This is a genomic window from Roseateles sp. P5_E1, from assembly GCF_054049335.1.
The window spans coordinates 1-565 of record NZ_JBFUMN010000379.1; the positions used below are offsets into that span (position 1 = coordinate 1).

Here is a 565-nt window from a genome sequence, read left to right on the forward strand (position 1 = left end):
AGCCCACGGTGTCGGGCAGGTTGATGGTGGTGGCACCGGCGGCCACGGCCACGCGGGCGACCTCGATCAGGAAGTCTTCTTCGGTACGCGTGGCGTCTTCGGCGGAGAATTCCACGTCATCCACGTAGCCCCGTGCCAGGCTCACGTGCTTGTGCACCGATTCCAGCACCTGCTCGCGGCTCATCCGCAGTTTGTGTTCGCGATGCAACGGACTGGTGGACAGGAACAGGTGCAGGCGCGGGTTGGCGGCCGCCTCCAGCGCCTTGGCCGAGGTCTCGATATCGGTGGTCAGGCAGCGCGACAGCACCGCCAGGGTGGTCTGGCGCAGCTCGCGGCCGATCAGCGTCATCGCTTCGCGGTCGGACTGCGAGCTGGCCGGGAAGCCGGTCTCGATGATGTCCACGCCCAGCTCGGCCAGCGCACGGGCCATCACCAGCTTCTGCGGCGGGGTCATGCTGCAGCCGGGCGATTGCTCGCCGTCGCGCAGGGTGGTGTCGAAAATTCTGATTCGGGGGGAGTTGGGCATGGTCACCAGGAGGTCTCCTCGACGGCAATGTCGGATGGG

The 565-nt window shown here is 66.9% G+C and carries 1 pseudogene; it reads right to left on the reverse strand.

The annotated features are described in order from the left end of the window. Positions 1-526, reverse strand: a pseudogene (locus tag ACXJKJ_RS31630) (2-isopropylmalate synthase); the annotation flags it as partial. Positions 527-565 lie beyond the last annotated feature (39 nt).